General features: G+C 65.4%; 22 protein-coding genes. 13 read left to right on the forward strand and 9 right to left on the reverse strand.

The genetic code is table 11. The annotated features are described in order from the left end of the window. Positions 1-15: 15 nt before the first annotated feature. Positions 16-459: a chemotaxis protein CheW gene (locus HL653_RS14755; RefSeq protein ID WP_171745191.1), complete on the reverse strand. Its 444-nt coding sequence runs from the start codon at positions 457-459 to the stop codon at positions 16-18. Between the two features lie 11 nt (positions 460-470). After that, positions 471-1,898: a methyl-accepting chemotaxis protein gene (locus HL653_RS14760; protein ID WP_171745192.1), complete on the reverse strand. Its 1,428-nt coding sequence runs from the start codon at positions 1,896-1,898 to the stop codon at positions 471-473. 317 nt (positions 1,899-2,215) lie between these two features. Between HL653_RS14760 and HL653_RS14765 the strand changes: the two genes are divergently transcribed. Beyond that, on the forward strand, positions 2,216-3,823 hold the full coding sequence (locus HL653_RS14765) for a sensor histidine kinase (protein WP_171745193.1): 1,608 nt from the start codon (positions 2,216-2,218) through the stop codon (positions 3,821-3,823). Continuing rightward, the gene (locus HL653_RS14770; RefSeq protein WP_171745194.1) at positions 3,820-4,437 is read left to right on the forward strand and encodes a response regulator transcription factor; all 618 of its coding nucleotides are present in this window, start codon (positions 3,820-3,822) and stop codon (positions 4,435-4,437) included. Before HL653_RS14765 ends, HL653_RS14770 begins: the two co-directional genes overlap by 4 nt. Positions 4,438-4,619: 182 nt before the next feature. On the opposite strand, the gene HL653_RS14775 is transcribed toward HL653_RS14770, so the two are convergent. Beyond that, positions 4,620-5,096, reverse strand: coding sequence for a pyridoxamine 5'-phosphate oxidase family protein (locus tag HL653_RS14775; protein WP_171745195.1), 477 nt, complete (start codon positions 5,094-5,096; stop codon positions 4,620-4,622). A gap of 210 nt (positions 5,097-5,306) precedes the next feature. Between HL653_RS14775 and HL653_RS14780 the strand changes: the two genes are divergently transcribed. The 5 genes from HL653_RS14780 to HL653_RS14800 all read left to right on the forward strand — a co-directional run bounded on the left by HL653_RS14780 (position 5,307) and on the right by HL653_RS14800 (position 12,358). After that, the gene (locus HL653_RS14780; RefSeq protein ID WP_171745196.1) at positions 5,307-7,127 is read left to right on the forward strand and encodes a sodium:proton antiporter; all 1,821 of its coding nucleotides are present in this window, start codon (positions 5,307-5,309) and stop codon (positions 7,125-7,127) included. Further along, positions 7,124-7,765: an OmpA family protein gene (locus HL653_RS14785; RefSeq protein WP_171745197.1), complete on the forward strand. Its 642-nt coding sequence runs from the start codon at positions 7,124-7,126 to the stop codon at positions 7,763-7,765. The genes HL653_RS14780 and HL653_RS14785 overlap by 4 nt, the downstream gene beginning before the upstream one ends. Positions 7,766-8,039: 274 nt before the next feature. After that, positions 8,040-9,776: a CHASE3 domain-containing protein gene (locus tag HL653_RS14790; protein WP_253716898.1), complete on the forward strand. Its 1,737-nt coding sequence runs from the start codon at positions 8,040-8,042 to the stop codon at positions 9,774-9,776. A gap of 139 nt (positions 9,777-9,915) precedes the next feature. Further along, positions 9,916-11,244, forward strand: coding sequence for an amidohydrolase family protein (locus HL653_RS14795; RefSeq protein ID WP_171746999.1), 1,329 nt, complete (start codon positions 9,916-9,918; stop codon positions 11,242-11,244). Then, entirely contained in the window at positions 11,228-12,358 is a 1,131-nt protein-coding gene (locus tag HL653_RS14800; RefSeq protein ID WP_171745199.1) for a dipeptidase, read from the forward strand. Before HL653_RS14795 ends, HL653_RS14800 begins: the two co-directional genes overlap by 17 nt. Positions 12,359-12,560: 202 nt before the next feature. On the opposite strand, the gene HL653_RS14805 is transcribed toward HL653_RS14800, so the two are convergent. The 3 genes from HL653_RS14805 to HL653_RS14815 form a co-directional block, all read right to left on the reverse strand. Next, complete coding sequence (locus HL653_RS14805; RefSeq protein ID WP_171745200.1) at positions 12,561-14,300, reverse strand: alkaline phosphatase; 1,740 nt, start codon at positions 14,298-14,300, stop codon at positions 12,561-12,563. A 2-nt stretch (positions 14,301-14,302) separates the two neighbouring features. Further along, positions 14,303-16,549: a TonB-dependent receptor gene (locus tag HL653_RS14810; RefSeq protein ID WP_171745201.1), complete on the reverse strand. Its 2,247-nt coding sequence runs from the start codon at positions 16,547-16,549 to the stop codon at positions 14,303-14,305. 219 nt (positions 16,550-16,768) lie between these two features. Next, positions 16,769-18,013, reverse strand: a complete 1,245-nt coding sequence (locus tag HL653_RS14815) for a TetR/AcrR family transcriptional regulator (RefSeq protein ID WP_171745202.1) — start codon at positions 18,011-18,013, stop codon at positions 16,769-16,771. Positions 18,014-18,136: 123 nt separating this feature from the next. Here HL653_RS14815 and HL653_RS14820 point away from each other — a divergent pair, with 123 nt between their 5' ends. Next, a complete protein-coding gene (locus HL653_RS14820; protein ID WP_253716900.1) occupies positions 18,137-19,489 on the forward strand; it encodes an FAD/NAD(P)-binding protein in 1,353 nt (450 codons plus the stop codon). Between the two features lie 247 nt (positions 19,490-19,736). Then, complete coding sequence (locus HL653_RS14825; protein ID WP_253716902.1) at positions 19,737-20,924, forward strand: site-specific integrase; 1,188 nt, start codon at positions 19,737-19,739, stop codon at positions 20,922-20,924. On the opposite strand, the gene HL653_RS14830 is transcribed toward HL653_RS14825, so the two are convergent. Both HL653_RS14830 and HL653_RS14835 read right to left on the reverse strand, forming a co-directional pair. Continuing rightward, positions 20,902-21,093, reverse strand: a complete 192-nt coding sequence (locus HL653_RS14830; protein ID WP_171745205.1) for a helix-turn-helix domain-containing protein — start codon at positions 21,091-21,093, stop codon at positions 20,902-20,904. The two genes, HL653_RS14825 and HL653_RS14830, sit on opposite strands and share 23 nt — an antisense overlap. Further along, positions 21,090-21,305: an AlpA family transcriptional regulator gene (locus HL653_RS14835; protein ID WP_171745206.1), complete on the reverse strand. Its 216-nt coding sequence runs from the start codon at positions 21,303-21,305 to the stop codon at positions 21,090-21,092. The genes HL653_RS14830 and HL653_RS14835 overlap by 4 nt, the downstream gene beginning before the upstream one ends. A 457-nt stretch (positions 21,306-21,762) precedes the next feature. Here HL653_RS14835 and HL653_RS14840 point away from each other — a divergent pair, with 457 nt between their 5' ends. Both HL653_RS14840 and HL653_RS14845 read left to right on the forward strand, forming a co-directional pair. Further along, positions 21,763-22,179, forward strand: coding sequence for a type II toxin-antitoxin system RelE/ParE family toxin (locus tag HL653_RS14840; RefSeq protein ID WP_171745207.1), 417 nt, complete (start codon positions 21,763-21,765; stop codon positions 22,177-22,179). Further along, positions 22,157-22,489, forward strand: coding sequence for a DNA-binding transcriptional regulator (locus tag HL653_RS14845; RefSeq protein WP_171745208.1), 333 nt, complete (start codon positions 22,157-22,159; stop codon positions 22,487-22,489). The genes HL653_RS14840 and HL653_RS14845 overlap by 23 nt, the downstream gene beginning before the upstream one ends. A 75-nt stretch (positions 22,490-22,564) precedes the next feature. Here the strand turns inward: HL653_RS14845 and HL653_RS14850 are convergent, their stop codons facing one another. Further along, entirely contained in the window at positions 22,565-23,065 is a 501-nt protein-coding gene (locus tag HL653_RS14850; RefSeq protein WP_253716904.1) for an ATP-binding protein, read from the reverse strand. Positions 23,066-23,211: 146 nt separating this feature from the next. On the opposite strand from HL653_RS14850, the gene HL653_RS14855 reads away from it, so the two are divergent. After that, positions 23,212-23,553 (forward strand): hypothetical protein, encoded by a 342-nt coding sequence (locus tag HL653_RS14855; protein ID WP_171745210.1) that lies wholly within the window; start codon positions 23,212-23,214, stop codon positions 23,551-23,553. A 135-nt stretch (positions 23,554-23,688) separates the two neighbouring features. After that, positions 23,689-25,128 carry a S41 family peptidase gene (locus HL653_RS14860; protein WP_171745211.1) on the forward strand — a complete coding sequence of 480 codons (1,440 nt, stop codon included), beginning with the start codon at positions 23,689-23,691 and terminating at the stop codon, positions 25,126-25,128. Positions 25,129-25,150 lie beyond the last annotated feature (22 nt).

Here is a 25,150-nt window from a genome sequence, read left to right on the forward strand (position 1 = left end):
CTATCGGGTGTTGGGTCAGGCGGCCTGGCCGAGCATGGCGTTCGCCTCGGCGAGGCGGTCCAGGCTCAGCAGCATGATCAGGCGATCGTCGAGCGTGCCGATGCCGTCGAGAAAGACCGAGGCCGAGGCGTCGCCCACGTCCGGCACCGGCTGGATATTCTCCGGCGCCAGCGTGACGATGTCGCTCACCGCATCGACGATGATGCCCTGGAGCTGATCGGCGATGCGGACGACGATGATCACATGACGCGCGCTCGGTTCGGTCGTCCCCCATCCCAGCCGGCGGCGCAGATCGATCACCGGCAGGACGACCCCGCGAAGATTGACCACGCCGCGCACGTGCGCCGGCACGTTGGGCAGGGGGGTCGCGGGAGACCATGCCCGGATTTCCCGAATGGCCATGATGTCGATGCCGAGGCGCCGATCACCGATTTCGAAGGTGATGAGCTGACGATTCATGGGATCGGTCCTCAGAATTCCGACCAGTCATCGTCAGCCAGCGCGACGGCTGCGGACGAGGAGGCGGAGGCGCGGGGCAGGCTGCGCTGGGCGCGGGACGCGCGCGCCTGCAGCTGACGAACGGTGTTGGCGGCCTGCGGATGCTGCCGGGGGGCCGGCTGGCGGCCGAGCGTGAACCGTCCGATCTGGGCGGCGAGCGCATCCGCTTCGGCGGCGAGGCTGCGCGAGGCGGCGGTCGCCTGCTCCACCATGGCCGCATTCTGCTGGGTGACGCCGTCCATTTCGGCGACCGCGCTGTTCACCTGCTGGAGGCCGCTGGCCTGCTGTTCCGACGATGCGGCGATCCCCGCCACCAGGCCATCGATCTCGCCGATGCTGGTGATGATCCGCTGCAGCGCGGCGCCCGTCTCGCTGACCAGCGACACGCCGGCATCGACCTGCTGCGAACTGGCGGTGATGCGCGCCTTGACGTCCTTGGCGGCGTCGGCCGAGCGCTGGGCGAGCGCCCGCACCTCAGACGCGACCACCGCGAAACCCTTGCCGGCATCGCCGGCACGCGCCGCCTCGACACCCGCGTTCAGCGCCAGCAGATTGGTCTGGAACGCGATGCCGTCGATCACGCTGATGATCTCGGAAATTTCGGTGGACGAACGCTCGATCCCGCCCATGGCATCGATCGCGCGGCTGACCACGGTGCCGCTATGCTCGGCTTCCTGACGGGCCTGGATCACCGCCTTGTTGGCGCGGGCCGCGCTCGCCGCGGCCTCGCGCACCGTCGTGGTGATCTCGTCCATCGCCGCAGCGGTTTCCTCGAGGCTGGCCGCCTGCTGCTCGGTGCGCCGCGACAGATCGTTGGAGGCCTGGCTGATCTCGCTCGCGCCGGTATGGACGCCGCCGCTGGCTTCCGACACCGCGCCCAGCGTGGCCGAGAGTTCGTCCATCGCATGGTTGAAGTTGGACCGCAGCGATTCATATTGCGGCGGGAAGGCGATCGAAATCCGGTGGCTCAGATCGCCCTGCGAAAGCTTCTGCAGGCCGGTCGCCAGCGATTCCGCCATCGCCTCCTGATTGGCGGCGACCATCGCTTCTTCCATCTTGGAGCGGAAGATGGACATGGCCTTGGTCATGCGGCCGACGCAGTCGCCGTTCGCCGTGAAAAGGATCGGCGATTCCAGATCTCCGGCCGCCAGCGCTTCCATGCGCAGCACGGTGCCGACATAGGGCCCGCAGACCAGCCTGGATGCCAGCGCGGTGACGCCGATCAGCAGGCAGACGCCGCCGATCGCGATGCCGTCGATCGCCATCGCGTTCACGCCGGCGGCGTGGTTCGCCGCATAGACGGCGGCGGCCGCCATCGCGGCGCCGATGGCACCATAGACCGCCATCAAGGCGCGGAATTTGACGCGGATAGGAGCGCGGTTCCCAAACCAGCTTAGCATAGACCAGTCCTCTCGAAGGGCTGATGGGCCCTGACGGACCGCTTGTGGCTGATGGCCTATTAAACAGGCGTGAGATCCATTCCCCGTATTTTTACCCAAGATCATCTGTAAAAATGAACTTGAAAGGGGGTATGTTAACGTAACAACATACGGTTTTTCTGAAAAAACTCACGAATATACCGATTGAATGAGAGATTAATCAGAAGTGGATCGGCATTATGGTGGGATAGATTGTTTTCTACTAGACGAATCCTGGCTAAAATGATGAGTCTTAGCCCCGAGAATTTGGGTATTTCCGCCCAGCCATGCAGACGACGATGAACCCTGGAAGCGCGAACAAAGCCGCGGAGCGGGCGTCTTTCCTGCCGGAAGGGCTGTTTTCGGTCGCGGCGCTGGCGGCCGTTGCCTCGCTGGCCGGCTGGGTCGAAAACTGGCCGGAACTGCGCGGATTCGGCATACCGGAATATCCCGACTGGCCGTTGACGGCCCTCTCCAACATCCTTCTTTCCATCGCGCTGCTGCTGACCGATCGCGTGCCGCAGAGCGTGCGGCGCGGGTTGCTGGCCGTTCCGATCGGCATCGCCGCGATCGCTCTGCTGGAATATGGCTTCCGCACGTCGTTCGGCCTCGACGCGCTGCTGTTTCCGTCCCAGCTGCGCGGGATCGGATTGCCTCAACCCGGTCGGCCGGGGCTGGTGCCCGTCATCGCCCTGATCTCCATCGGGGTGGCGGCCTGGCGTGTCGGCGATCGCTCCCACCCGGCCGACACCAATGTCTTCCTGCTGGCCTGCGCCATGGTGGGGCTCAGTGCGACGTCGATCGCGCTGCTCATGCTGGAAACGGGCCTGACGGATCAGACCACCCGGCTGGCGGCGTCGCTTCCCGCGTCGGTCGCGTCGCTGGCGCAGGCCGGAGGGATCCTCGTCTGGCTGGGGCTGCGCGGCCGGGGTCTGCCGGCAGCGACCGGCAGGAGCAGGCGGCTCGTCAATCTGGCGTTCGTCGCGGTTCTGATCCTGCCGGCGATCCTGTTGCCGATCCAGGTCAAGCTGGCGCAGATCGCCTTCGCGCCGAAGCTGACGACCGAGATCGTGGCATCGGCGCTGAATCTGCTGATCGTGGTCGGGTTGCTGGGCTGGACGATCGAGCGCCTGTCTCGCGAGCAGAGCGCGCTCCAGCAGTTGAACGCGGAATATGCGCACAGCGCGCGCCTGAACGCGATGGGCGAGATGGCGTCGTCGCTGGCGCACGAGTTGAATCAGCCGCTGGCGGCGACGGCGAATTATCTCGGTGCCGCCAAGATCATGGTGGCGACACGGCCCGACGATCCGGACGTCGCGCAATTGCTGGATGCCGCGAACGCCCAATTGCTCCGCACGGGCGAGATCATCCGGCGCCTGCGCGATTTCATCGCCCGGCGCGATGTGGAACTCCGGGCGGAGGATCTGGCGCAGGTGATCCCGGAGGCCGCCAGCCTCGCGCTGGTCGGGCGGGGCGAAATCCTCACCAACTATCTGATCCGGCCCGCGGCCCGGCGCGTTCTCGTCGACCGGATCCAGATCCAGCAGGTGCTCGTGAACATCATGCGCAACGCCGCCGAAGCGGTGAAAAGCCTGCCGCCCGACGAACGCACGATCGACGTCACGACCCAGAATGCGCAGACGAATTTCGTGGAGGTGGCGGTGTGCGATCACGGGCGCGGCTTTCCGGCGCGCGTCCTCGCCGGCCTGCAGGCGTCTCGGCCATTTCCCGGCGCGGGGTTTCTCGGCGAAAAAGGGAGCGACGGGCTGGGCGTCGGGCTTTCGATCAGTCGCCGGATCGTCGAGGCGCATGGCGGCAGGCTGATCGCGTGGAACAATGCCGATCGCGGTGCGACCGTCGCCTTCACGCTGCCTTTGTATCACGCCATGACCGACATCGCGGCGTGATCCGCTACATCTTCATCATCGACGATGACGATGCCATGCGCGCGTCGCTGCTGTCGCTCCTCCGGACCCGGTCCGATCTGATCATCTCTCCCTTCCCGTCGGGAGACGCCTTCCTCGCGGCGCTGGGGGATCTGGAGCCGGGGGTCGCGCTGATCGACGTGAACATGCCGGGCGCCGACGGCGTCGAGGTGCTGCGCCGGTTGCGACAGGCGAAATCGCCGATCCAGAGCATCTTGATCACCGGGCACGGCAACATCGCGATGGCGGTCGAGGCGATGCGGAGCGGAGCCTATGAATTTCTGGAAAAGCCCTTCGATCACAGGGCGCTGCTGGCCGCGATCGACGGTGCCTATGTGCATCTGGACCAGATCAACGCCGATAACGCGCAGGAAAAGCAGGCGAGGGCCAAGTTGCAGGCGCTTTCAGAGCGCGAAAAAACCGTTCTGAACAGCCTCGTCCACGGCATGTCCAATAAACAGATCGCGTTCGATCTGGATATAAGCCCGCGAACCGTCGAATATTATCGCGCCAACGTCATGGAAAAGCTGAACGTCTCCAATCTGTCCGAGGCTTTGAGGGTGGCCTTCAAGGCGGGTATGTTTCATCTGTCGTGAAGGGGATGAGGCCCTGGAGAATGCCGCGTCGGGTGATGCCGTCGGTCATGGCAGGCTGGGCTCCCAAACTGTGAAGAGGCAGATCTGTTGCCGGCGCGTCGGCGCTGCGACCATCGCGGCGATGGCGTGGCTTCAGGCCGGCCTTGGTGGGCCGTGGCCGCACGTTGGCGGCCACGATCCCGTCAGGCGGTGCTGGCGACCCGCGCGTGGCTGCCCGCCTCTGACGGGCTGATCGCGCTGCCGGTGAGGAGCTTGAGCTTGCCGGCGAGCGACAGGTCCGCCTCCCATAGTTCGGCATCGTCGATATCGAAGCGCAGCAGCGCCAGATCGGGATCGTCCTTCCCGCCCGGAAACCAGGCTTCCGCCGGCTTCGACCACAGTCTGTCGATCATCGCCTTGTCCTCATCGATCACGACCGAGCCGGAAAGACAGGCGAAAAAGTCATGTCCCTTGGATACGAACTGCGCCATCGCGCGGCCGCCGGCGGCAAGACGATTGCTCCGGCCGACGAAGAAATAGAGTCGATCGACCTGATCCTCGTCAAGCTGAGCGGTCAGCGGTTCGCTATGGCCGCCACCCTCGGTCAGCCCGATCATCAGGAAGGGGCTCTTCGACATGTATTTCCAGAGATCCTTCTTCAGCTGATGCACGTCCGCCATGTCTCGCTCCTTGTCGTTCACGAGTGCCAACGAACGAGGGATCGCGGGTTTCCGGGGAAAGACGATCTCGGTCCGACAGGCGGGCATTGCGCGGCGAGCAGGGTGTGGGGTCACGCCCGTTCGTGGCGCCCCAACGGTCCGCCGCTGTTCGCGCGCGGGTCGCCCCGTCATTCGCTTTGCGTGCGAAAGTTCGGTCGCTAAGGCGCGCGGATGGAGCGACAGGCCCTCGTTATCGCGTTGATCGGTTTTCTCGGCATCGGCGCCCAGTGGGTTGCGTGGCGGACGGGATGGCCGGCGATCGCGCTGATGCTGGTGGCGGGCGTGGTCGCCGGCCCCGTCACCGGCCTGATCGTGCCCGCGCAGACATTCGGCAATTTGCTGGAGCCGATCGTGTCGATCGCGGTCGCCCTGATCCTGTTCGAAGGCGGGCTCAGTCTCAATTTCCGGGAGTTGCGGCGCACGGACGGCGCGGTCACCCGCCTGTTGATCCTCGGTGTGCCGATCGGCTGGGTGCTGGGTGCGCTGGCCTGCTATTATGTCGGCGGCCTCGTCTGGCCGGTCGCCATCCTGTTCGCGGGCATCATGGTGGTAACGGGTCCGACGGTGGTGCTGCCGCTGTTGCGACAGAATAATATCGCGGCGCGGCCGCGGGCGATCCTGAAATGGGAAGCGATCGTCAACGATCCGATCGGCGCGCTGTGCGGGGTCGTGACGTACGAATATCTGCGGCGCGTGGGCGAGGGGGGAACGCTGGCAAGCGTGGCGGTGTCCCTGCTGGCGGCCAGCGTGATCGCGGGGCTGATCGGCTGGCTTTCGGCCAGGGCGGTGGGCTGGGCATTCCCGCGCGGCCATGTGCCGGAATATCTGAAGGCGCCGGTGCTGCTCGTCTCCGTGATCGGAGCTTTCGTGATTTCCAACCTGATCCAGCAGGAAACCGGATTGCTGGCGGTGACGGTGATGGGCGTGGCGCTGGCCAACATGCAGCTGGATTCGCTGCGCGACATTCATCCGTTCAAGGAGAATGTCACCGTCCTGCTGATCTCGGGCGTGTTCGTTTTGCTGTCGGCATCGCTCAATCTGGAGGTGCTCCGGCTTTTCGAGTGGCGCTTCCTCGCGTTCCTGGCCGCGCTGCTGTTCGTGGTCCGCCCGCTTACGGTGTTGCTCAGCCTCGCCTTCACGCGCGTTCCCTGGAACGAGCGGCTGCTGGTCGCGTGGATCGCGCCGCGCGGCATCGTGGCGGTGGCCATTTCCGGCCTGTTCGCGCTGCGGCTCGATCATCTTGGCTATAATGACGGGTCGATCCTCGTCACCCTGTCCTTCTCCGTCGTCGTCGCCACGATCGGCGCGCACGGTTTCTCGATCGGGCCGGTCGCGCGCCTGCTGAAGGTGACGGGCGCAACCGAGCGCGGCCTGCTCATCGTGGGGAGCACGTCGTGGAGCCTCGCCCTTGCCGCCCAATTGCGCCAGCTCGACGTGCCCGTGACGGTCTGCGACACGAGCTGGCAGCGGCTGGCACCCGCGCGCCACGCCCGCATTCCGACCTATCATGGCGAGATTCTCGCCGAGGCGACGGAAGACCGGCTCGATCTGTCGCAGTTCGAGGTGATGGCGGCGACGACCGACAACGAGGCGTATAACACGCTGGTCTGCAACGAATTCGCGCCGGAGGTGGGGCGCGACAATGTCTACCAGCTGGGAAGCGGATCCGACGAGGAGGATGTTCGCGCCCTGCCGGCATCGCTGCGCGGGCGCGCGCTGTTCGAAAGCGGGCACGGCGTGGAGGAGATCGTCGAGCGGGAGCGGCAGGGCTGGATCTTCCGCAAGACACGCGTGACCGAACAGTTCGATTTCGGCGCCGTGAAGGCGGATCTGCCCGACGAGGCCGACATGCTGTTGCTCGTGCGGAAGGGCGGTGGACTCCGCTTCTTCTCGCATGCCAGCCGGCCGACGCCACAAGCGGGCGACACGATCATTTCCTATGTTCCACCGGGCGACACGAGTGGGCGGGAGAGGGCAGGAGAGAGCCGATGACCAGCTATCGATCCGCGTTCGTTCCGGCGCTGGGACTGGCCCTGACGGCCTGCTCGCCGTCGTCATCCCGGAACGAGGCGGAGCCGGCGCCAGTATCGAACGAGGAGGCTGTTTCCGTCTCCGACAATGCCGTGCGGGAAGACGTGCCCGCGATCGTCGCCGAGGCGCACAAATCCATCCTCCGGCCCGAAATCGTCGAGCCTGTGCCGGAGGCGCCGCCGCTCGTGCCGCTCGATGCCATCGTCGCATTCGGCACCTCCGGCCTGACGCTGGACGAGGAGGGGCGCAAGGTGCTGGACGCCGCGCTGGCGAGCCCGGCCTTCCAGGCCGGCGGCCGGATCATCGTGCGCGGCCACTCCGATACGCGAGGCGCCGACGCCGACAATCTCGTCACATCGCGCAAGCGCGCGGAGGCCGTGCGCGCCTATCTGCTGGCAAAGGGCGTCGCGGCGGATCGGATCGACGTCATCGCCTTGGGCGAGACCAGACCGATCGCCCCCAACGCGCAACCCGACGGACGCGACGATCCCGAAGGCCGGGCGAAGAACCGGCGCGTGGAGGTGTCGATCGCATTGCCCCCCGCCAAGACGACCGCCGTTCCGGCCGTGGCGCCCGCGGCGGGCGACCGGGTGCCATAAGCTCTGTTCCGCAACCCGTGTCGGTTCGAGGGACGCGGCCAGACTTTCCACATTTCCGCCAATCCCCGACGCGTCGGGTCGAGCCGGACGTGCACATTGCGAAACCTTCGCATTATGGTTAGGCGCAGCTTTGCGTCTTATCCTGACGCCAAATCCCGTGGGGGATCTCTTGATTACGCGCCACGCAGCCCGCGCGCTTTGGCCGCTTGCCCTCGGGTTTCTCGTGCTGGTCGCGAGTGCCTCGATATCGATCTGGCTTTCCGAAAAACAGGACGTGGCCACCCGGTGGGTGCGGCATACGCTGGAGGTCGAGAACCGGCTGAACGTCATTCACCGGCTCGTCCTGAGCGCGGAATCGGGTCAGCGCGGCTATCTCCTGTCCGGCCAGCCCGGTTATCTGCGGGCCTATCAGGGGGCGATCGATCAGCTTCCCGGCGAGCTGACGGCGCTTGAGGCCGCGACGCGCGACAATCCCCGCCAGCAGGCAAATTTCATCGACCTGAAGAAAGCCACGCAGGCCAAGCTTTCGGAACTGGGAAGCAGCATCGAGCTGATCAGGCTGGGCCGTCCGAGCGATGCGATCGCCGTCATGCGGTCCGGCGCCGGCGAACGCTATATGGGCCTGCTCGTCGCCTCCCTGCAGCGTATGGCCGGCGAAGAGGAGCATCTGCTGTCCGATCGCGCCGCTTATGCGGGCTGGATCACGATCGCGGTGCGCGCGGCCCTGTTCGTGAGCGCGTTGCTGGTCGTCATCCTCGCCATCTTTGCGGTGTGGGACAGTGCGCGTCGCATGGTGGCGCTCGAAACCAGCAATCGTCTCCTGCGGGAGGAGGCCGCGGCGCGCCAGAGCGCGCAGTCCGAGGTCAGGCAGCTTCAGAAGATGGAGGCCGTCGGCCAGCTTACGGGCGGGATCGCCCACGACTTCAACAATATGCTGGCGATCGTCATCGGCAGCCTGGACATGGCCCGGCGTCGGCTGACGGGAAGCGAGCATGCCAATGTCGCCAAATTCATCGACAATGCGAGCGAGGGGGCCGGGCGTGCCGCGACGCTGACGTCGAAGCTGCTCGCCTTTTCACGACGTCAGCCGCTCGAACCCAAGATTCTGGATCCCAACAAGCTCGTCGCCGGCATGTCCGAGATGTTCCGCCGCACGCTGGGCGACAATATCCGGGTGGAAACGGTCCTGGCCGGGGGGCTCTGGTCGATCTCCGCCGACCCGACGCAGCTGGAAAGCGCGCTGCTCAATCTGGCGGTGAACGCGCGGGACGCGATGCCCGACGGCGGCAATCTGACGATCGAAACGGGCAATGCGGAACTCGACGATGCCTATGCGCGGATGCACGACGAGGTGACGGCGGGACAATATGCGGTGATCTCCGTCACGGATACGGGAAGCGGCATGACGGCGGCGGTGATCGACCGCGCGTTCGATCCCTTCTTCACGACCAAGGAAGTCGGCCGCGGCACGGGGCTGGGCCTGAGCCAGGTGTTCGGTTTCCTCAAGCAATCGCGCGGCCATATCAAGATCTATTCCGAGCTTGGCCATGGCACGACGGTGAAGCTCTATTTCCCCCGCCAGCTCACGGCGACCCTGTCGACGGCGACGATCCCGCATGGGGCGGCCGAGATTCCGGCGGGCGCCCCGGACGAACTCATCCTGGTGGTCGAGGACGAAGCGGCCGTCCGGCGCATGTCGGTCGATGCGCTTCGCGACCTTGGCTATACCGTGATCCACGCCTCCGATGGCCGCGAGGCGCTGGAGAAGATCGAACGCCATCCCGGGATCCAGCTGCTCTTCACCGACATCATGATGCCGGGAATGACGGGACGACAGTTGGCCGATCAGGCGCAGGTCCTGCGCCCGGATCTGAAAGTCCTCTACACCACGGGCTATACGCGCAACGCGATCGTCCACAATGGCATGGTGGATTACGGCATCGCCTTCCTGCAGAAGCCTTTTTCGTTGCAGTCGCTCGCCCGCAAGACCCGGGATGTGCTCGATGCCTGAGCGGGGGAGCGTATCCGCCCCATCGGGCAGGGAATGCCGCACGGGATCGCCAGTCCGCCGCATTGATTTGGCCGGGCAACGCTCGGATAGGTCGGCGATGCACCGGACGCTCCACCTCTGCCTGGCCACGATCCTCGTGATGTCCGGGGTCCCGGCCTTTGGCCAATCTGCGAAGGCGGGATCTTCGACGCTCTATTCCGATGTGACGCTGATCGATGGCAGCGGGAAGCCGGGGCTTCCGCATCGGGATATCCTCGTTCGGGGCGAAAGGATCGTCGCGATCGCGCCGCACGGGGCGATCGCCGAGGCGGATCGCGGGGATGCCGCGCGTGTCGATCTCGCGGGGCGTTTCGTCATGCCGGGATTGATCGACAGCCATGTCCATCTGGCGACCCCGCCCGATGCCCCCAAGGCGCAGGCGACGTTGCGCCGGGATCTGTATGGCGGTGTCACGGCGGTGCGTGACATGGCGGATGATCTCCGCTCGGTCGCCGAGCTGGCGCGCGCTTCGCGCACCGCGGAGATACCGGCGCCCGACATCTATTTCGCGGCGGTGATGGCGGGGCGCCCCTTCTTCGTCGACAAGCGCGTCGCGGCGGTCAGCCAGGGCTATGTTCCCGGCACGGCGCCCTGGGCCCAGGCGATCGACGAGACGACCGATCTGCGCGAAGCCGTCGCTCTGGCGCGCGGCACGGGGGCGACGGCGATCAAGATCTATGCCGATCTTCCGCCCACGCTGGTCAAGGCGATCACGGCCGAGGCGCACCGGCAGCATGTGATGGTCTGGGCGCACAGCGCGATATTTCCCACCCGCCCGGCCGATGTCATCGCCGCCGGGCCGGATGTGGTGAGCCATATCTGCTATCTGGCCTATCAGCTCGAACCCGTGATGCTCGCCTCCTATGAGGATCATACGCCCGTTCATGCGGCATTGCTGAAATCCGGCGACGATCCGGTGATCGCAGGCCTCTATCGCGAGATGCTGACGCGCGGGACGATCATCGATGCGACCGGCAATCTGTTCGTGCGCTCCGATGCCGAGCGCAAGGCGCATCCCGAGCGGCGCCCGCTTCGTTGCGACGGCCCCGAGACGATCCGGCTGACCCGGCAGGCATGGCGCGCGGGCGTGCCGATTTCGACCGGCACCGATCATGGCGCGGGCGTCTCCGATCCCTGGCCGGAAGTGCATGACGAATTGGTCTATCTCGCCCGCGACGTCGGGATGCCGCCGCTGCAGGTGATCCGTTCGGCGACGCTGGTCGGCGCGCAGGCGGCGGGGCAGGCGGAGGACATGGGGACCGTGGAGGCGGGCAAGCTCGCCAATTTCGTCGTGCTGACGCGCGATCCCTCCGCCGACATCGCCAATATCCGGAGCATCGAGATGACGGTGAAGCGCGGCCGCGCCTATCGCCGGGCCGATTACCGGCCGGTGACCAAGGCGGAGATGGGCGATGGCGACGATGATTGATCGACGCGGCTTCATCGGCGGCGCTGCGGGGCTGGCTGCAGTCGCGACGATCTCGGATGCCCGGGCCGCCACGGATCCGCTGGCGGCCATGATCGTCGTGAATGCGCTGGGCGGGCTCGACGATCCGAACCAGCACGGCGAAGGCCTTGTTCCGGGGCTCAGCGCGCGCGTGCTGCGCGAAGCGCATCAGTCAGGCGTCACCGCGATCAACGTCACGCTCGGCTACGTTTCCGGTCCGAAGGAGCCGTTCGAATATTCGGTGCGCGAGATCGCGCAGACCGATGCGCTGGTCCGCCTGCACGATCGCGATCTGCTGAAGATCCTGAGCGCGGCCGACATTCGCCGCGCCAAGCGCGACAACAGGATCGGCCTGATCTACGGATTCCAGAACGGCGCGATGATGGGCGGGGACGCCAGCCGGGTGGACATCTTCGCCGATCTGGGCGTGCGGATCTTCCAGCTGACCTACAATCCCGCCAACCAGTTGGGCGACGGATCGATGGCGCCCGAAAACCGGGGGCTCACCCCGTTCGGGCGCGAGGTGATCGCGCGGCTCAACGCGCGCCGGGTGATGGTCGATCTCTCCCACAGCGGCGAGCGGACGTGCCTGGAGGCGGCGCGCGTCTCGACCCAGCCGATCTCGATCAACCATACGGGCTGTCGTGCGGTCACGGATCTGCCGCGCAACAAGACCGATGCCGAGCTGCGGCTGGTGGCGGAGCGGGGCGGCTTCGTCGGCATCTATTTCATGCCCTTCCTCGACATATCGGGCCATGCCCATGCGCAGGATGTCGTCGCGCATATCGATCATGCGGTGAACATCTGCGGGGAGGATCATGTCGGGATCGGCACCGACGGCACGGTGACCCAGATCGACGATCTGAAAGTCTATGAATCCGCGCTCGCCAAGGAAATCGCGGAGCGCCGCGCGGCGGGGATCAGCGCGGCCGGCGAGCGGCCCGACACCTATCCGTTCGTGATCGACCTGCGCGGGCCGGACCAGTTCCGCAAGCTCGCCCGGCTGCTCGGGGAGAAGGGATATTCGACCACGCGGATCGAAAAGATCCTGGGGCAGAACTTCCTGCGCTACGCCGAAACCGTTTGGGGCGCATGAGGCCAGCGGCGTGATCTGAAGTATCGAATAGGCGCTGGCGACGATCCGCGGGTGTCGCCGCTTATTCTTCCCAGCGCCGCGTGAGTGCGGTCTTCACCAGACCGCGGAAGCGCTTCCCGCGCAGTCCGCCGTGGCGGGAATTGCCGGGCCTTCAGGTGTTGGCGCAGCGCGCGCCGATCGATCGGCGCGCGCTGCGACCATCCTAGGCGTCGGTCCAGCCGCCGACGCCACGCTCCGTCAACGCGGCGCGCGCCCGTTTGCCGGGTCGCGCCTCGAACGCCGCCCGGCGCGGGCCGGGAATGTCGACGAACTCCGCCTCGACGCCCTGCCGCGTCACGCGCACCGCGACGAAGCCGACGGCCACGTGATCGCACCATGCCACGTCGCGATTCTCGTCCACGAAATGCTGTCCCACCGCCGCTTCGTCGAACAGCAGCATGCTGCCCATCGAAGGGCCGGTGAGGGTGGATGTCGACACCTCGACCGCCACGCGGCGCTCGCCGTCATGCAGTTCATTCAGCCAGGCCATGTGGCTGTCTCCGGACAGGACCACCACGTTGGCTCCGCTCTTCTCGAAGATGTCGTAGACACGCTGGCGTTCGGCCGGATAGCCGTCCCAGGAATCGAGGTTGAACAGCGGCAGGCCGAGCCCCGTCATCCGGTAGAGCGCGGATGCGCCGGGCTGCAGCGCCTCGAACCGGGCCTTCGATGCCGCCGGCACCAGCGCGTCGAGATCGGGATAGACATAGCGGCCCATGATCGTGGGGCTGCCGAACAGGAGCCACGGCTGCCGCTTCGCGACCGAGGCTTCGGTCTCGCGGCGGATCCAGTCCAACTGCTCGTCACCCACCATTCGCCGCGCCGGATCCGCCAGCTTCGCCCGGAAGGCGGCGATGTCCGGCTCCATCCTGTATCGCGCTGGCAAGGCCTTGGGATCGAGCGTGGCGAGGATCGTCGGATCGGTGACGGGCACGGGATGCGCGGGATCGGCATGATCCATCATCCGCACCTTCAGATCGTGCGGCAGCGTCAGTTGCGCGTCGCGCGCCTCCAGCCGCGTCTCGGGCAGGATCAGCGTCGCCAGATCACCGAACGAGAAGCTGCGCTGCACCGCATAGGGATGCGCCGGATCTGGATCGCGGATCGGCATCCACTCCAGATAGGCGCGCACGGCCGCCGTCTTGCGGTCCTCCCAGGGGCCCTGCTTCGCCGGATCGTGATGCTGGGCACCACCCATCCAGTCGTCATTCGCGATCTCGTGATCGTCCCACATGCAGATCCACGGCGCGCGCGCGTGGGCGGCCTGCAAGGCGGGATCGGCGCGCCACGCGGCATAGCGGGCGCGATAGTCCGCCAGCGTCACCGTATCATGCGTCGGCACCGGCACGCGGATGTCGGGCGCGGTGGGGAAGCTGTTCGCGCCATATTCGTAGATATAGTCGCCCACGAACAGCACGAGATCGAGATCGGTGCGTTCGGCGATCGCACGATAAGCGTGGAATTCGCCGAGCATGTACATCGCGCAGCAGGCGAGCGCGATATCGAGCTTCTCCGTCCCACCGGTCGGAAGCGTGCGGGCGCGGCCGGTCGGCGAAACATCGTGAGCGGTGCGGAAGCGATACCAATATTCGGTTCCGGGCCGGAGCCCGTCCGCGACGATCTTGGCGACATGGTCGCGTTCGGCGGATGTGGCGAAGTCGCCCTCCGACACGATCCGCCGGAAGCTGCGGTCCGTCGCGACCTGCCAGCGGCCTTCGACCGCAGCGCCGCCCGGCCCCATCGCCCGCGTCCAGAGCAGGAGGCTGTCGGCATGGGGATCGCCGCTGGCGACCCCGTGCGTGAAGACGCTGAACTGCCTGGGGCGGGCGCCGGCACCGGCGGCGAGCATCAGGCTCCCCGCCGATACCGCCCCCAGGACCGACCTGCGATCGAAGTCCGCCATCGTCAGAACTTCACGCCGACGGAGGCGCCGTAGGTGCGCGGGGCGCCACGGAACACGTTGTAGACGGTCGTCGATGCGCCGCCGAGGCCGGTGGAATAACGGACGTTGGTGAAGTTGCGGACATAGCCCGCGATCGACCAGCGCTTGTCGAGGTTCAGTTCCAGCCGCGCGTCGCCGAGGAAATAGCCACCGATCGTGCGGTAATTGTCCAGCTCGGTGAAGTAATTGTCGACGAACCGGCCCGTAATGTACGGGATCAGCGAGACGCGATCGTTGAGCGGCATTTCGTAGCGGATGGATCCGTTGATCGTCATGTGCGGCGCGTTGGGCAGATCGTTGCCGAGCCGGCGTGCGGCCTCGGCGGCGCTGGCCGAGACGATGCTGGTGATCTTTGAGTCGAGCAGCGACACGCCGACGCGCAGATCGAGGCGCTCGATCGGGCGGATCACCGCCGAAGCCTCGCCGCCGAAGATGCGCGCCTTGCCGACGTTCGTGCGGATGTTGGTGAAGACGCCCGGGCTCGGCTGCAGCAGGGTGTTCGCCTGCAGATTGGAGTAATCGTAGTAGAAGCCCGACACTTCCAGCTGCACGGGGCCGCCGCGCGGCAGGAACTTCACGCCGCCTTCATAGGCCCACACATTCTCCGACTTGAAGGGCAGGGCCTCCGGCGTGGAGAAGATGGTCGAGCCGTCGAAGCCGCCCGCCTTGAAGCCGCGCCCGATCGAGACATAGGCCTGTGCGTCGCGGCTGAGCTGGTAGCTGAGCGAGGCCTTGCCCGAGAGGCGGCCGTCCTTGAAATGATTGTCGAAGATGGCGGGCACGCCCGGCAGCGCCACCGAGGCGATCGACAGGCCATACGGATTGAGATCGATCGTCGAGCCGGAGAACTCGCTCGTCTCGCGCGTGTAGCGCAGGCCCGCGCCGATCTTCCAGCGATCGCCCAGCTTGATGCTGCCGTCGGCGAACGTGGCCCAGCTCTGCCGCTTCTGGAGATAGTCCGCGGCGAAGATCGTGCGGAACGCGTCGGATCCGTCGAGGATGCTCTGCATCCGCGTGCGATCCTTGAAATAGGCCCCGCCGACGACCCAGTCGAACCGGCCCTTGTCCTTGTTCTGCAGGCGGGCTTCGAGCGATCCGGCCTTCAGCGTGTCGTGATAGTTGATGTCGAAGGTGCGGGTCGGTGCGCCGTCGCCCCAGTCGAAATGCTGGTCGAGATGCTCATAGGCGCCGATCACCGTGAGCAGCGCCGCGCTGCCGACCTCCTGCGTCAGCGTGGCGGAGCCGCCGTAATTCTTCTTGTCCAGGCGGGGGACGATATTGGAGTCGAACGTATAGGGGGCGTTGGCGGGCAGGGTGGCCGACGGCAGCGTGCGTTCGGCCTGCGCCTGGCCGCCCTTCTCGCGGAAGCCGTGCGCGTTGAACAGCAGGTCCGTGCCCTCGCCGAGATTGACCGACATCAGCGCGCGGCCCGCATAGAATTTGGTGCCGCTGGCCTTGTCGTCCGTGGCCACCTGCGGAATGGCGGGGATTGCGGGGTTCGGCGTGTAGCCCGCATAGCTGCCCGGCCCGACATTGGTCTGGTAGCCGTCGGTGCGGTCATAGACGCCGGACACGCGCACCGCGATCTTCTCGTTGAGCGGCACATTGACCGCCGCCTCGCCGCGCAGGCTGTTGTAATTGCCATATTCGAGGTTCGCATAACCCTCGACCGTCTGGCCCGGCTTGTTCGAGATGACGTTCACGGCGCCGGCGGTCGTGTTCCGGCCGTAGAGCGTGCCCTGCGGCCCCTTCAGTACCTCGACTCGCGCCACGTCGAACATCTGCCCGCCGATCAGCGCGGCGGAGCCTTCATAGACGCCGTCGAAATGGACGGCCGCCGACGGGCTGCCGTTCGGGCGGAAATCGTCATAGCCGATACCGCGGATCGTGAAGGTCTGGATCGTGCGGCCGCCGGCCAGCTGGTTCGAGACGATCACGCCCGGCGTCTGCTGCGAAAGCTGGATGAAGTCGCGCACGCCGCTGTCGCGCAGGCGCTCGCCGCTCAGGGCCAGCACCGAAGACGGCACTTCCAGCAGCGTCTGCGGGCGCTTCTGGGCCGTCACCAGGATTTCATTCTGGTCCGCCGCCGCGGGCGGGGTGGCCGCGTCTTCCGCCATCGCCGGCATGGCGGCGGCGCCGCAGAGCAGGGCGGCGACGAGAAGCGCGGAGCGGCATCGCGAAGAAGGGCGGGCGGCGGACGAGATGATCATGAAACACCCTTTTAGTTCGGCGCCAGGAGTGTGCAGGGCTCATCTGGAGCGATGGCCTGCTTGTCCTGTAACGTCTGTTTGATTTCGACGACGCGCCGATACGGAGATTCTGTTGGGGTTTTATGACAGATGTTTAGCGCGATCCTCGCGCACATGAAGGGAACGCGAAGACAAGGCTTCGGCCCTCCGGCTTAAAATTGTAACGGGTGTTTAAAATGATCAGGAGCGGCCGAAAGCCTGTCCCACCTCCGCGAGGCCGCGCCGGATCATGTCCGCGTCCGTGCGCCCGAGGGCTTCGTTGAGCGTGGCATAGCCCTTGATCCAGATCGCGAATCCGGTCGCGCGGGCCCGGTCCATCGCCAGGCTCTCCGGCCAGGTGGCTCCGCTGGCGTGGTGAATGCCCGAGCCTTCGATCGCCCGCAGATAGCGGACCATCGGCACCAGCGCGGGATCCTGTCGCGCGCGCAGGCACAACTGGCCGACGATGCGCGAATAATTGACGTAGAATCCCTTGGGCGCGTCGCCATCGCCGGGCTGCACGCTCCGTTCCAGGCTGCCGACCCAGTCCTCCATCGTCGGCAGGCGGGCCGCCGGTCGATCTTCGCCGGCATCGTGGAGGAAATCGGGCAGCCCTGCGAACAGGGCATGCCAGATCGCCGCATTGAACAACGTCGCCATGTCGCCGAAATGATAGATGATCATGGCCGCCGACACGCCGGCCTTGGCGGTCAGGCGACGGTGGGTGAGCGCGGTGACGCCGTGTTCGAACACTTCGCGCGCCGCCAGATCCAGGAGCCGGACGCGCAGCGCCGCGTCCCCGCTCTGCTCGGGCTGCCGTGGCGCCGGCGTCGTCGCGGAGAGCCAGGCCGTGACGGGGGCAGGAGCACGCGGCTCCGGCGCCGGCTCGGCCAGCAGGTGCGTCGCCGTCTCGCGCAGCAGGAGGCCATAGGATGTCTCGCCCGCCAACGCGCCGGCATAGACATCTTCCATGGCCGCGAAGGTCGCGATCCGCGCCGAATCGTGGCGCCGTTCCGGTGGCAGGATATCCGTCCAGAAGGAGATCCGCATCGCGTGCCATTCGCGCAGCCTGTGGACGACTTCTGGAGGCTGTTCCGAACTGAACAGCAGCTCGGACCATATCCGCAACGCCGGATCGTCCAGACGGGCGCGACGCTCGATCGTCAGCGCCAGCACGTCCGCCAGAATGGCCGGCGTGGCCCGCAGCCCTTGGAGGTCGGCCGCGAGCGCGGCGTGAAATGCCCGGTCGCGCGCCATCGCCTCGTCGACCGTGGCGAGGAGCAGGCCGTTCTTGTTCCCGAAATTCTGGAACACGGCGGTCGTGCTGCGTCCCGCCTTCGCGGCCAGGACGCGCAGCGAGAGCGCCGTCAGCCCACGCTCCGCAATATCGTGCAGACTCGCGTCGATCAGGACGTCGCGAAGAGAATGTTCGTCGTGCTTGCTCAAACCCGGTTCATCTGGTCGCCGTGCCGATCAGGCCTCCTAACCGCCATGCTTCGGGATGGCGAGCGGATCATGGCTGGTTATACAGCGGATTTTGCGCCCTCTGCCGTTTCCCGGAGACCGATAGTGAGTCCGCCGATCCTGAAAAACGTGGTTATCGTCGGCGGCGGTTTTTCCGGCGCGTTGCAGGCCGTGAATCTCCTGCGGCACGATGGCCCGCGCGCGATCCTGATCGAGCGTCGGCCGGAGGTGGGGCGTGGCCTCGCTTATACGGCGGCCGATCCGAACCTGCTGCTGAACGTGCGCGCCGGGAACATGAGCGCGCTTCCGGACGAGCCCCGTCATTTCGTGGAATGGCTCGATCGGCGCGGTCTGCCGTCGGACGGCTTCGTGCCACGCGTCATCTATGGCGAATATCTGGCCGAGTTGCTCGCCGCCGCGCGTGAGGCCGCTCCCGATCGGCTGGAGATCGTCCGCGGCGATGCCGTGGCGGCCGCTTTCGGAGACGGCGTGACGGTGGCGCTGGCCGACGGCCGGAGCATCGCCGCCGACGCGCTGGTGCTCGCGCTCGGCAATCTGCCGCCGCTCGATCCGGGTGGGCTCGATCCGCGGGGCTGGCCGCCCGGCTGGTATGCGCCCGATCCCTGGAGCGCCTCGATCGCGGACGATCTGGAGGATCAGACGGTGCTGATCGTCGGCACCGGCCTGACGATGATCGATGCGGCGCTGGTGCTGGATGCGCGCGGTTTTCGGGGGCGGATGGTCGCTCTTTCGCGACGGGGGCTGGTGCCGCGCGCCCATGCCGGCGGCAGCGTCGCGCAGGGGCTTCAGGAGCGGCCCCCGATAGAATTGTCCGCGCTGGCGCGACAGGTGCGCGCGCGGGCCCGCGAGACAGGATGGCGTGCCGCCGTGGACGAGCTTCGCCCTTATACGCAGGGCATGTGGCGCGCCGCCTCGCCGGAGCAGCGCGGACGCTTCGTGCGCCATTTGCGGCCGTGGTGGGAGGTGCATCGCCACCGCCTTGCGCCCGCCGTCGCGGATCGTCTCGATGCACTCAGGGCGAGCGGGCGCCTGTCGATCGTGGCCGGCAAGACCCAGGATTTCGCGTTCGACGGCGATCGCATCCGCGTTCGCTGGCGTCCCCGGGGGAACGAACGCAGCGAAGTGCTTTCGGTGCGCCGCGTGATCAACTGCAGCGGACCGCAGATCGATCTCGACCGGACCACGGAGCCGCTGCTGCTGGATCTCCTGCGTCAGGGACGAATCGCCGCGGATTCGATGCGGCTCGGCCTTGCGACCAATGCGAGCGCGCAGGCCCTGAACGCGAAGGGGGAGCCGAGCGACCGGCTCTATGCGCTTGGTCCGCTCACGCGCGGGACCTTCTGGGAGATCACCGCCGTCCCGGACATCCGCCATCAGACATGGTCGCTCGCGCGCCTGCTTTCGAACGCGCATTGGGTGGGAGGCGAGGGGCTGTAGCCCGGGCCGACGCCGATCAGGCTGGCCTGGCCGCACCGCCGCGCAATATGGTGACCCCTACGAGAGTAGAACTTTATTCTCAAGCAATATCAGGGCGTCCCTAAGTCCTTTGTAAAATCAGCGATTTGTCTTGTAGTGTGTTCGCGGTCGGTCGCCCTGATTTGCCTGAATTCCCGACGAAACGTGGGAACGATTGTGGGATCATTTCAGGCCGGGAATAGAACCGATGGCTCTTACTGCGCTTAGAGTGAAGAATGCCAAGCCCGGCCGCCATGTAGATGGCCGGGGCCTGTGCCTGCTGGTCAAGGACAGCGGTGCGCGGACCTGGGTGCTGCGGATGCAGAAGAACGGCAGGCGGCGCGATTATGGCCTAGGATCGGCGCTGGACGTGTCGCTGGCCGAGGCCCGCGACGCGGCGGCGGCATTGCGCCGTCAGGTCCGTCAAGGTGTCGACCCGGTGGCCGAGCGACGCAAGTCGCGCAAGGTGTTGCCGAGTTTCGAAACGGCAGCGCGGGCCTGTTACGAGGCGATGAAAGAGGGATGGAAGAACCAGCGCCATGCGAGCTGGATATCCAGCCTTGAGAATCACGTCTTTCCGTTGATCGGGACGAGGCCGGTGGACGAGGTGGACAGCGCGTGCGTGGTGGAGGTGCTCGCGCCGATCTGGCTCGATATTGCCGACACCTCTCGGCGCATCTTGCAGCGCATCGGCGCAGTATTGGATTTCGCGCACATCAAGGGATGGCGAAAGGAAGAAACCTCGCTGCGGTCCGTCCGCAAAGGCCTTCCCCGTCAGGTAGACAAGGGCGGGCATCTCGAGGCCATGCCCTATGCCGATGTGCCCGCGCTTATGGCGAGGCTGGCGGCAGCGTCGCCGACCACCGGGCGGGACGCGCTGCGCTTCACCATCTACAACGCGGTGCGCTCCAACGAGACGCGTTTTGCCGTCTGGACCGAGTTCGACCTGGATAAGGCCATCTGGACCATTCCAGGCGAGCGGATGAAGGCCGGCGAAACCCATGTCGTGCCACTGTCCGCGCCGGCCGTGGCGTTGCTGCGCAAACGGTGGAAGGAGCGCGCGAGCGATACCGGCCTTGTCTTCTCCGCCGACGGCGAAAAGCCGATCAGCGACATGACCATGACCAAGCTGCTCCGCGATGACGGCATCAAGGGCGTGACCGTTCACGGCTTCCGTTCCGCTTTCACCGACTGGTCATCGGAGCGGACAGATTTCCCGAAGGAGGTTGCCGACAAGGCGCTGGCGCACAAGCTGCCCAACAAGGTGGAAGCCGCCTATCGGCGCACCGACTTCTTTGACAAGCGGCGCAGCCTCATGATGCGCTGGACGGAATTTCTGGAGAAGGTGCCTGCAAGGAGCAGTTCGGACGCCGGCCCCACGGCGTCCGAACCCGTCAGCCTTCGCGTTGCCGCTTGATGAGGTCGTGCAGACTGGCGGTTGTGATGCGGGTAGCCTTGCCGAGTTTCACCGTCTCGACCTCGCCCGCCGCGATCAGCGCGTAGAGTTTGGTGCGGCCGACGCCGATCATGCGAGCCGCGTCGTTGACGCGCAGGCAGATCGGATCAGGAGGGGGAGACGCGATCATTGCACCTGGCTCCCCGCCCGATCGTCGCGATAGCCGACAGGATCGGCCACCCAGCGATTGATGGCGGACTCATGCCAGCCCGCGCCATGGATGCTGATCTTTACTTGGCGCGGGAAGGTGCCTTCGCCTATCTTACGATAGAGCGTTGTGCGGGAAAGGCCGGTGCGGGCCAGAACTGTTTTCAGTCGAATGATACGATCGGGATTGTTCATGGGGCAGTCTCTTCACGTCAAAATGTTGCACGCGCCCCCACCCAAAAGCATTGGATACCTCGTCGTCCCGGGCAAGAGGCGTTACGGGGCCATTGCAGGCCAGTCCGGTTTGCGCGGGTGGGCAGCGGCGGTGAACGGCGTTCAGTGGCGTCCAAGGGCGGTTCGTGGCGTAGCGCTGTCGTAAGGCACGCCCGCCGTAGAAATTTTCCCACTGCGTCCCGAATAACACGCGGCTCAGTGCCTAACGCCGCTGCGCGTGGCTTGGCATCGGTCAGGTCGAATCGTTCATGGCTTCGCTCCAAATCTTGGAGGCCTGCCCGCCAGAGGCCCACGCTGCGCCAGACGATGCCGCGCCGCAAGGGGTGGGGCACTGTAATGCCGATTGGGGGCATTTCAGTGCCGCTCGCTCCGATATCGGCATAACAGGCGCGTTGAAACATCACGCTATGTGTTATATATGAAGCTGAAAACAGGGAGAGCCGCCATCCCGCGCGTCTTCAAGAATGGCTGGTTCGAGCGTTTCGCGCGGAAGGAGCGGATTGCCGATTGGGCGCTGCGGGATGCCGTGGAGCGCGCGGAAAGCGGGCTGGTGGACGCCGACCTTGGCGGCGGCGTCATCAAGCAGCGCGTGGCGCGGCCGGGAAAGGGCAAGTCGGGCGGCTATCGCACGCTGATCCTGTTCCGGCAGGGCGACCGGGCAATATTCGCGTTCGGGTTCGCCAAAAGCGCACAGGCGAACATTTCGAAGGCCGACCTCGCCTTGTTGCGCGATGCGGCCACCGAGGCGCTGGAATGGAAGGACCAGGAACTGGACCGGCTGGTGGCGTCGGGAACGCTGGTGGAGATAGACGATGGGAACGACCGTGAAGGATAAGGGCTATCGCAGCGAGATTGCGGGCGCGATCCATGAGATGATGAGCGACGCGCATGACGCGGGCGTGGTGTCGCTCGCGACACTGCGCACCTTTGACGAGGCGTGCCTTGCCCCCGCCCCGGCGCTGGCGGGCGACGAAATCCGCGCTATTCGCGAGCGCGAGCATGTCTCGCAGCCGGTGTTTGCCGCCTATCTCAACGTCTCGCGCAATCTGGTGTCGGATTGGGAACGGGGCGTGAAGCGCCCCGGCGGGCCTGCCCTCCGGCTGCTGTCGATCATCCAACGCAAGGGGCTGCGGGCGGTCGCGTAGGAAGCACTTGATTGTCGGGCCTTGGGTGGTTTCGAGACAGTCCGGTGTTGAGTGATTTAGATGCCTATATAGACGTCAAAACAGGCGTCGAACCTCCGCCAGCACTCTGTCCAAATCGACCGGGGTCCGTGTATCGACCTCTACGACCGAACCTAAGCCCATCGGACGGTCATATTCGTCAAGCATCTCCGGGGGCATCTCTTTCAGAGGATGCGCAGCATGGTGGCCACCGGTGGCTGCACGTTCCCGAAACCGCTTGGCCGTTTCGGCCCGGCCGCAATCACAATGGACTTCAACGATCATCCCGCCAAGGGCCGTCAGTTTAGCCCGCTCATAGTCGCTGTGCGGCCGGAAATTGGCTTCCAATACTGCTTGCGGAGCGCGGCTTGCCAAGGACCAGATCAGTTCCATCGACGCACCACCGATCTTCCGTGATGCCGCTAAATCGCCACCTGCATCGCCAAACACGTCGATCAAAGTCTCTTTGATGAAGTCCTTGGAGAAAAGCGGAAATCCGAGCCGTAGAGCAAGGAGGATCGCTAGGGTCGTCTTGCCGGCACCGGGTGCGCCGGACACGATAACGATCTTTCTTCCAACAGCCGCCACGACACACCCCAGTGATCCTGCCCGACATCGTACCTGATGCATGTCCGTTCTCACAAAGGAACGGCGATGCGAGGTGACGGGGAATATGCTACGAGATATGCGGAAGGAGCTAGCTGATGGCCATCGGGATCGTGTCAGCGTTCTTCATTTTGGTGATTTGCATCCTGGGGTATCGCGCCAACACACGCTTTGGAAGCGAAGCCCGCCTTCCCATGCAATGGGGATTTACAGGTCAGGTGAACTGGTCGGCCCGTCGCCGGGTCGCACTTGCCTTCGTGCCGGTGCTAGCAATCGTCCTTCTCGGTTTCTTCACAGTCATATCGATCAATGTTCCACCGAGAGCTGGGCAGGATGATCTAGTCTTTCCGATATTGGTGGTCATGGGTGTCACGCTCGTTGCAGCGCAACTCTTCCACTTCTGGCTAATCGAGCGGACGATCCGCCGGAACATCGATTAGGGCCGTCGCCCCCTCTCGGTCTGATTTTCCCGTCTTACGTTCCTAATCGGGAAGCTGGTGCGATACTTTACATCTCGCAAGTAGGGCCGCAGCCGGTTTAGATCGATGCCCCATGGAAATGAGAGGGGAGTTTTGTTGTTCAAAGGTGCCGCGCTGACCGTCTCGCTCCTTGTTGCGACCCCGGCAATGACCGCGCCACTCATAGGGCAGGATTGGGCTTCAAAGGCGCGCCAGGACATTGCATCTGCTCATGATATTATCCGGGACAATCATCCTGGACCAGTCGATGTGTCGAATCCGAGGTTTAAGAATTGGCTCGAAAGGGGCCAATCACAGGCGTTGGCACGAGCTAAGGCTGCAACCACCGAAAGCGATTACTGGCGGGCGCTGACCTTCTACATCAACGGATTTCAAGACGGACACCTCACAATCCGGCGCAATGGCAGCGTGGCCCAGGTTTGGCCCGGTTTCCTGACTTCCACGGATGCATCGGGCTCAACACGCATCACCGTCAGCACGATCCCGGCGGCCCCGATCGGCGCACGGGTCATAGAGTGCGACGGTGTGCTGGCCACGCGCCTGCTGGACGAGCGGGTCCATCCATACTTCACGAACGCTGGCATAGCGCATGAACGTGTGCTTACCGCTTCTTACCTGTTCGTTGGCGACGCGGGCGAGCGGCCGAAGCTGATGAAGGCTTGCACGATCGAGACGGGCATCGGTGCGCCGCGTCGTATTCTGCTGGACTGGAAACCCATCGACAAGGCCGACCTCGCACAACGGCTTCCTGAAGCGCAAGGAAGGGTGGAGCCGCCCTTGGCTGTGCGCGAGATCGACGGGGTGTGGTTCGTCTCCCTGCCATCCTTCAACTGGTGGGGCGATCAGGCGGCCAAGATGCAGGCGATGGTGGAGGAGGTGAAGCGGCAAGCTGGCACGCTTCATTCCGCTTCCCAAGTCGTCATCGACGTTCGAGGTAATCCGGGCGGAAACAGCCAGTGGGCCAGCGAGATCGCATCCGCCCTATGGAGTGATAACGCCGTCTTGGCGATCACCAATAGCTTCGATCAGACGGTCGATTGGAGGGCATCGGCCCAGAACGCCCAGCTCACTCGCGCATCTGCCGCTCGCTCAATGGCGGCGGGGCTGACCGAGGATGCAAGAGGCCGCAACCGTGTCGCCGACCAGATGGATGCAGCAAGGGCCAAAGGGCAAGACTTGTTCACCGACGCCGAACCACCAACGTCGCGCGGCCTTCCGTCAGGTTACACGTCGCCGTTCAAAGGCAAGGTGTTCTTCCTCACGGACATGCGATGTGCCAGCGCCTGTCTGGATTTTGCCGATGTTGTCACCCGTATGCCGGGGGTCACGCATATCGGCCAGCCGACCTCGGCCGATACCGTTTACATAGACAACGTCGAGATACCGCTTCCAAGCAGTGACGCCCGGCTAAGCTACTCACTTAAGGTCTACCGGCACAGGCTGCGGGGCAGCAATCAGTGGTACACCCCAAAGGTGGTTTGGCCGGGAGGGCAGATGACAGACGTCTCTGTGGCACGATGGGTTGCTACGCTCTGAGCTGTTGACAGTCTGGGCTTTT

The organism is Sphingomonas sp. AP4-R1, from assembly GCF_013113735.1.
Classification (GTDB): Bacteria; Pseudomonadota; Alphaproteobacteria; order Sphingomonadales; family Sphingomonadaceae; genus Sphingomonas_I.

Excerpts from the sequence above, each read along its gene's own strand:
- HL653_RS14765 (WP_171745193.1), top strand. The coding sequence starts at position 2,216 with ATGAACCCTGGAAGCGCGAACAAAGCCGCGGAGCGGGCGTCTTTCCTG.
- HL653_RS14775 (WP_171745195.1), bottom strand. The coding sequence starts at position 5,096 with ATGGCGGACGTGCATCAGCTGAAGAAGGATCTCTGGAAATACATGTCG.
- HL653_RS14830 (WP_171745205.1), bottom strand. The coding sequence starts at position 21,093 with ATGATCGCGTCTCCCCCTCCTGATCCGATCTGCCTGCGCGTCAACGAC.
- HL653_RS14835 (WP_171745206.1), bottom strand. The coding sequence starts at position 21,305 with ATGAACAATCCCGATCGTATCATTCGACTGAAAACAGTTCTGGCCCGC.
- HL653_RS14840 (WP_171745207.1), top strand. The coding sequence starts at position 21,763 with ATGAAGCTGAAAACAGGGAGAGCCGCCATCCCGCGCGTCTTCAAGAAT.
- HL653_RS14855 (WP_171745210.1), top strand. The coding sequence starts at position 23,212 with ATGGCCATCGGGATCGTGTCAGCGTTCTTCATTTTGGTGATTTGCATC.
- HL653_RS14760 (WP_171745192.1), bottom strand. The coding sequence starts at position 1,898 with ATGCTAAGCTGGTTTGGGAACCGCGCTCCTATCCGCGTCAAATTCCGC.
- HL653_RS14845 (WP_171745208.1), top strand. The coding sequence starts at position 22,157 with ATGGGAACGACCGTGAAGGATAAGGGCTATCGCAGCGAGATTGCGGGC.
- HL653_RS14800 (WP_171745199.1), top strand. The coding sequence starts at position 11,228 with ATGGCGACGATGATTGATCGACGCGGCTTCATCGGCGGCGCTGCGGGG.
- HL653_RS14785 (WP_171745197.1), top strand. The coding sequence starts at position 7,124 with ATGACCAGCTATCGATCCGCGTTCGTTCCGGCGCTGGGACTGGCCCTG.
- HL653_RS14780 (WP_171745196.1), top strand. The coding sequence starts at position 5,307 with ATGGAGCGACAGGCCCTCGTTATCGCGTTGATCGGTTTTCTCGGCATC.
- HL653_RS14795 (WP_171746999.1), top strand. The coding sequence starts at position 9,916 with ATGTCCGGGGTCCCGGCCTTTGGCCAATCTGCGAAGGCGGGATCTTCG.
- HL653_RS14755 (WP_171745191.1), bottom strand. The coding sequence starts at position 459 with ATGAATCGTCAGCTCATCACCTTCGAAATCGGTGATCGGCGCCTCGGC.
- HL653_RS14810 (WP_171745201.1), bottom strand. The coding sequence starts at position 16,549 with ATGATCATCTCGTCCGCCGCCCGCCCTTCTTCGCGATGCCGCTCCGCG.
- HL653_RS14805 (WP_171745200.1), bottom strand. The coding sequence starts at position 14,300 with ATGGCGGACTTCGATCGCAGGTCGGTCCTGGGGGCGGTATCGGCGGGG.